Origin of the sequence: Streptomyces sp. A0642 (assembly GCF_004795105.1) — a bacterium.
Classification (GTDB): Bacteria; Actinomycetota; Actinomycetes; order Streptomycetales; family Streptomycetaceae; genus Streptomyces.
Genome location: NZ_SSBL01000081.1, coordinates 1 through 692, shown reverse-complemented (window position 1 = coordinate 692; position 692 = coordinate 1). Strand labels below are relative to the sequence as shown.

1 protein-coding gene is annotated in these 692 nt (G+C 73.7%); it reads left to right on the top strand.

Going from position 1 to position 692, the window contains the following annotated elements; genetic code table 11:
* The coding region (locus tag E6R60_RS36470) for a Ku protein (RefSeq protein ID WP_346766107.1) at positions 1-692 on the top strand (692 nt) is incomplete at both ends.

The following is a 692-nucleotide window of genomic DNA, read 5'->3' as shown; positions in this document are numbered from 1 at the left end:
GGACCTGTCCCAGCTGCCGATCCCGACGGCCCGCACGATCGAGATCGTCGCCTTCGTGCCCGAGGACCGCATCGATCCGCTCCAGATGGGCTCCGCCTACTACCTCGCGGCCAGCGGCGCCCCGGCCGCCAAGCCGTACACGCTGCTGCGCGAGGCGCTCAAGCGCAGCAACCGGGTGGCGATCGCCAAGTTCGCGCTGCGCGGCCGGGAGCGCCTGGGCATGCTCCGGGTCGTCGGCGACGCCATCGCGATGCACGGCCTGCTGTGGCCGGACGAGGTCCGTGCCCCCGAGGGCGTCGCCCCCGAAGGCGGGGTCACCGTGCGCGACCAGGAACTGGACCTCGCCGACGCCCTCATGGACACCCTCGGCGAGATCGACCTGGACGACCTGCACGACGAGTACCGGGAGGCCGTCGAGGAGGTCGTCGCCGCCAAGGCCTCCGGTGAGAAGCCCCCGGAGGCCCGCGAGGAGGCGGCGCCCGGGAAGGTGCTCGACCTGATGGCGGCACTGGAGAGCAGCGTGCGGGCGGCGCGGGAGTCCCGGGACGGTGAGGGGGCGGGCCCGGCAGAGGAGGCGGAGGTCAGGTCCCTGTCGCGGCGCAAGACCTCGTCCCGGGCCCCGAAGGAGACCGGGGGCAAGAAGTCGACGTCGACGGCCGCGAAGAAGACGGCGGCGAAGAGGGCGGAGCCGA